The 3976-nt window shown below is 43.3% G+C and carries 5 protein-coding genes; 3 read left to right on the top strand and 2 right to left on the bottom strand.

Translation table 11 applies throughout. The features are described from left to right. Positions 1–606: 606 nt before the first annotated feature. Positions 607–801, bottom strand: coding sequence for a hypothetical protein (locus tag F6K46_RS38640; RefSeq protein ID WP_293052253.1), 195 nt, complete (start codon positions 799–801; stop codon positions 607–609). Between the two features lie 606 nt (positions 802–1407). On the opposite strand from F6K46_RS38640, the gene F6K46_RS38645 reads away from it, so the two are divergent. Then, the gene (locus F6K46_RS38645) at positions 1408–2523 is read left to right on the top strand and encodes a sigma-70 family RNA polymerase sigma factor (RefSeq protein ID WP_293052250.1); all 1116 of its coding nucleotides are present in this window, start codon (positions 1408–1410) and stop codon (positions 2521–2523) included. Positions 2524–2525: 2 nt separating this feature from the next. Here the strand turns inward: F6K46_RS38645 and F6K46_RS38650 are convergent, their stop codons facing one another. Further along, a complete protein-coding gene (locus F6K46_RS38650) occupies positions 2526–2777 on the bottom strand; it encodes a hypothetical protein (protein WP_293052247.1) in 252 nt (83 codons plus the stop codon). A 250-nt stretch (positions 2778–3027) separates the two neighbouring features. Between F6K46_RS38650 and F6K46_RS38655 the strand changes: the two genes are divergently transcribed. Then, positions 3028–3198, top strand: a complete 171-nt coding sequence (locus F6K46_RS38655) for a hypothetical protein (protein WP_293052244.1) — start codon at positions 3028–3030, stop codon at positions 3196–3198. 147 nt (positions 3199–3345) lie between these two features. Then, the gene (locus tag F6K46_RS38660) at positions 3346–3702 is read left to right on the top strand and encodes a hypothetical protein (protein ID WP_143727763.1); all 357 of its coding nucleotides are present in this window, start codon (positions 3346–3348) and stop codon (positions 3700–3702) included. Positions 3703–3976 lie beyond the last annotated feature (274 nt).

Genomic DNA, 3976 nt, shown 5'->3' on the forward strand with positions numbered 1-3976 from the left:
CCCAGCAATTTTAGAGCTGTTGACTGGTCAATTGAATCCCCGTTAACCATAGGAGGTTTAATAACTAGTTATTTCCTATGATGCCCAATATTGGATGATGCCCAATATTGGTGGGTATCAATCATACCCATAAATCATAATTTACGACTATAGAGCTAGTCTTGATTCAGCCGCTTTACTACTGTATTAGTTTAATTCCAATTAAATCCGGAAATGCACCAAGATTTAGGAATTTCAACTCTTAGCGATCAGCTAGTTTATATAACTAAGGCTGGTCAGCTACCATTCGATTAAAGGGATAACATCACTCCTCTCGGTGGAACGGGCATCTTGCCCGTTTCTTGCGAGTAGGGAGCTTACCGAGATGGCAGGCATTCAAGGCTTACTTTCCTCCTTTGATTTATTATCCTAACCGTAAGTGATAGTACCATATATAATTTCCAGGTGACTATTAAATATTGTTAACTAGTTGTATTCCTGGGAAGGAAGCAGGTCAATTTTGTAAGAACACTTGAACTACAAACGCTTGAATTACAGTGTTTTTGGGGCGTAAGTAGCAGTTATGAGCTATTTTAGTACATTTGTTCTGCAAATTTGACATGCTCCCTACTGGGAATCCCTGACAGGGGAGTGTGGTAATAGCAGATAATAGCAGATATAGCAAGTCTTATACCCATGAGGTACAAATCTCTGGTTTTTAGGGACTTCGGAGCAGGGACTTCGGAGCAGGGACTTCGGAGCAGGGAAGAGGGAAGAGGGAAGAGGGAAGAGGGAAGAGGGAAAAAATAATGTGTACCTCATAGCTATGAGAAACGCTATAATAGCAGATAATAATAGGCAAAATAGTGGTTTTTGCGCTTCACAGCCATTGATTTTGTTTGTATAAACGCGATTTAGTCAGATTTTTAGAAGCGGAAAATGGGTAGATAGGGATAATTCTCGCCATTTACCGCTTCTGTTGACTCCCGACTTTCCACTGTATATAGGGTTTATATTTGAGATGTAAACGTATATGGTCTTTTTTGATTGGACAATAAAACTTTGAATCTCTTGCCCCTCTTGCGTTTCGCCTCTTGCATCTTGCCTTTTTGAGCAATACTTTTGTTTACGACCTATATAAAAACTCTATACATGAGTTTTTACATGAGTTTTTACATGAGTTTTTACATCAGTTTTATGAGATTAACAGACTAAAAACCGCTATACTCTCAAATGGTGATCGGGTATCGAGGTCAAAAATGTCGAGTATAGCGCTACGCGCAAGGCAAAAGGCAAAAGGCAAAAGGCAAAAGTTGAGTAAAAGAGCTTTTCAGCTTGTATCAACGTCCTAACCTTAATGCGTAGTGCTATACAAATCAGCCCTGGACTCCCGTGGAGACCATACACCATTGTGTTGATCAATCAATTATGACGTCAGATATTCAATTAGAAGCCACTTCTACTGCATTGGGTCAATCCCATCACGTTTCACAGAAAGAGTTTTGGCAGCAATGGCAGCAATATCAAGATTATCTCTATCATCGCTGTCTCAGGTGGATGGGTGGAAACCCTACCGATGCTGAAGATGCCCTGAGTCGGGCCATGCTCAAGGCATGGGAGAAGGTGCAAAAGTTTGCCAGGAAAATTGCTAATTTTAAGGCTTGGCTGACAAAGCTGACTCATAACCTCTGCGTGGATATTCATCGAGAACATTGTCGTAGCGCTAACCAGGTTGAGAGTATAGAAGGGATTCCAGAGGAAAAAGGATTGGTTTCCTGTGACGATACCCCAGAAAGGGTTTTGGAAACAGACGAAAAAAAGATTGCTATCAGCAGTGCGATTGATAACTTACCTGCTCGGCTGCACCAGACGTTTATCTTGCATTTTTATCAAGAACTGTCTTATCGAGAGATAGCCCAACAGCAAGAGATTTCCTACCAGAATGTCTGTAAGCGCATCTCCCAGGCGCGAGCGATTCTGCGAGAGGAGTTGAGGGGATATTTTATCGGTGAGGATGAGACTGATCAGGATTTATCGGTTACACCAATTAATCAGGCAACAGAGTCAGCAATTGGGGAAAAGTCCCAGCCGAATGGGGAAGTTGAAGCGATTGTGGGCGAGACGGTGGCATTATCTGTTGCGGTGGAGGAAGTGGAGAGTGTTGTTGGTGAGGAAGTGCTATTGGTGCAGGAGTCTGAGTCGGTTCCTGTTGCAGCTACTTCTGAGGAGAAGTTAGAGGTAAATAACGAGGCATTGCTGAGGGGCGGGATAAATATCAGTGGGGTGGGCAAGATGCCTGCCCGGAAATTGAAACAGGCAAGATGCCCGTTCCACCAAGATGCCTGTTCCACCAAGATGGCCATTTCACCAAGATGCCCGTTCCACCAATATGGCCATTCCACGGCCAGATGCCCACCCCAAAAAACTATCAAAATCATCCCGCATTTATACAATGCCATAGCGGGTTTATCTTTTTTGATCACAATTTGCTCAAATTTCCATCCGGTAAAGCTTACAGGCCGGCCTTGCTTAATAATGGAATGATTTTAAACGTGAGGTAGAATAGGCATCTTGCCTGTTCGGCGGGTCCCATCTGTGGAATAGGCATCTTGCCTGTTCGGCGGGTCCCATCTGTGGAATAGGCATCTTGCCTGTTCGGCGGGTCCCATCTGTAGAATAGGCATCTTGCCTGTTCGGCGGGTCCCATCTGTGGAATAGGCATCTTGCCTGTTCGGCGGGTCCCATCTGTAGAATAGGCATCTGGCCGTGGAATGGGCATCTGGCGGTGGAATGGGCATCAAGCCAGTTTCATGCTTATTTTCGGGCGGGCAGAATGCCCACTCTACTCCTATTCATTCAAAGACTGACGCAACGCCTACAGGTCTTTTTGTCACCCCCTCATATCTTGGGAATGGTTGACGACTGACGGCTGACGGCTGAAACTCGCCCATCGCTTTTCTTTTTTAGGGAATGCGATCACTTTTCTTTTTTAGGGAATGCGATCGCTTTTCTTTTTTAGAGAATGCGATCGCTTTTCTTTTTTAGGGAATGCGATGCTCTCAAAGAGCCGCTACGCGAACGCTTTTTTTTGAGGGTACAAAGGAGTGCCATGCTCAGCAAAGAGCCGCTACGCGAACGCGGTTAGTAAAGTTTGAGTATGAAGGAGCGATGCTCAGCAAAGAGCCGCTACGCGAACGCTTTTCTTATTTATGGAATTAGGGTGCAATTCTGCAAAGCCGACGCTACGCGAACGCTAATTATCAAAAATTCAGATATTACCCTCTTAGATCGTCTTTAGATTGAAAGGTGGAAAACAAAAAGCCACCTGATCAACTCCAAAGTTACAGTGAAAAAAGGATGAAAATTATGAAGCGTAAAATCAAAGTGTTTACAGCTTTCCTTCTGGCTGTAGTGCTTGCTTTCGGTTCTCAAGTCGCATCTGCTTTTGCAGATACCCCTAACCCTAACCGTTTTCAAATAACGCAAGGTCAACAACAGACAGTAATCCTTGATCCAACGAAAACAAGCTTTCATGCTGAATATTCCAATGAGTCAGACCAGACTCAGGGGATAGTTAAAGTAGAGGCAAACTTTTGTGACCAAATAACAATAATTGACCCAAACGCTTTCTTCCAAGGGGAAACTTACGATTGTGGCCAGACAGCCGAGGCAATTTTTAAGAATATCGCTTCCCCAACCATTTCGGTCTTGGTGAGTCAGTAACTCTAGCCCCAATTCAAAAGCCCATTGAACTTAAACTATGCAGCAGTAAGAGTCAGTAGCAAGCATTAAAATCGATAGCTAGTTGCTAGATTATCAAAACTGTGTAGTAGGTAATAGTCAAAGTAAGGGAGGTTATTATAACGGGTGCATCTCATTTTTGTAAAAACATCATTAATAAAGCATCCCATTTAGGTAAGCACAGCGTAAAGAAAGAATTTTAGGAACATTTTCAATATTCCATTGTGAGCCTGATATTTTAACTCGCATTCCTATT

Origin of the sequence: Moorena sp. SIO3E8, assembly GCF_010692445.1 — a bacterium.
In the GTDB taxonomy this organism is placed as follows: Bacteria; Cyanobacteriota; Cyanobacteriia; order Cyanobacteriales; family Coleofasciculaceae; genus Moorena; species Moorena bouillonii.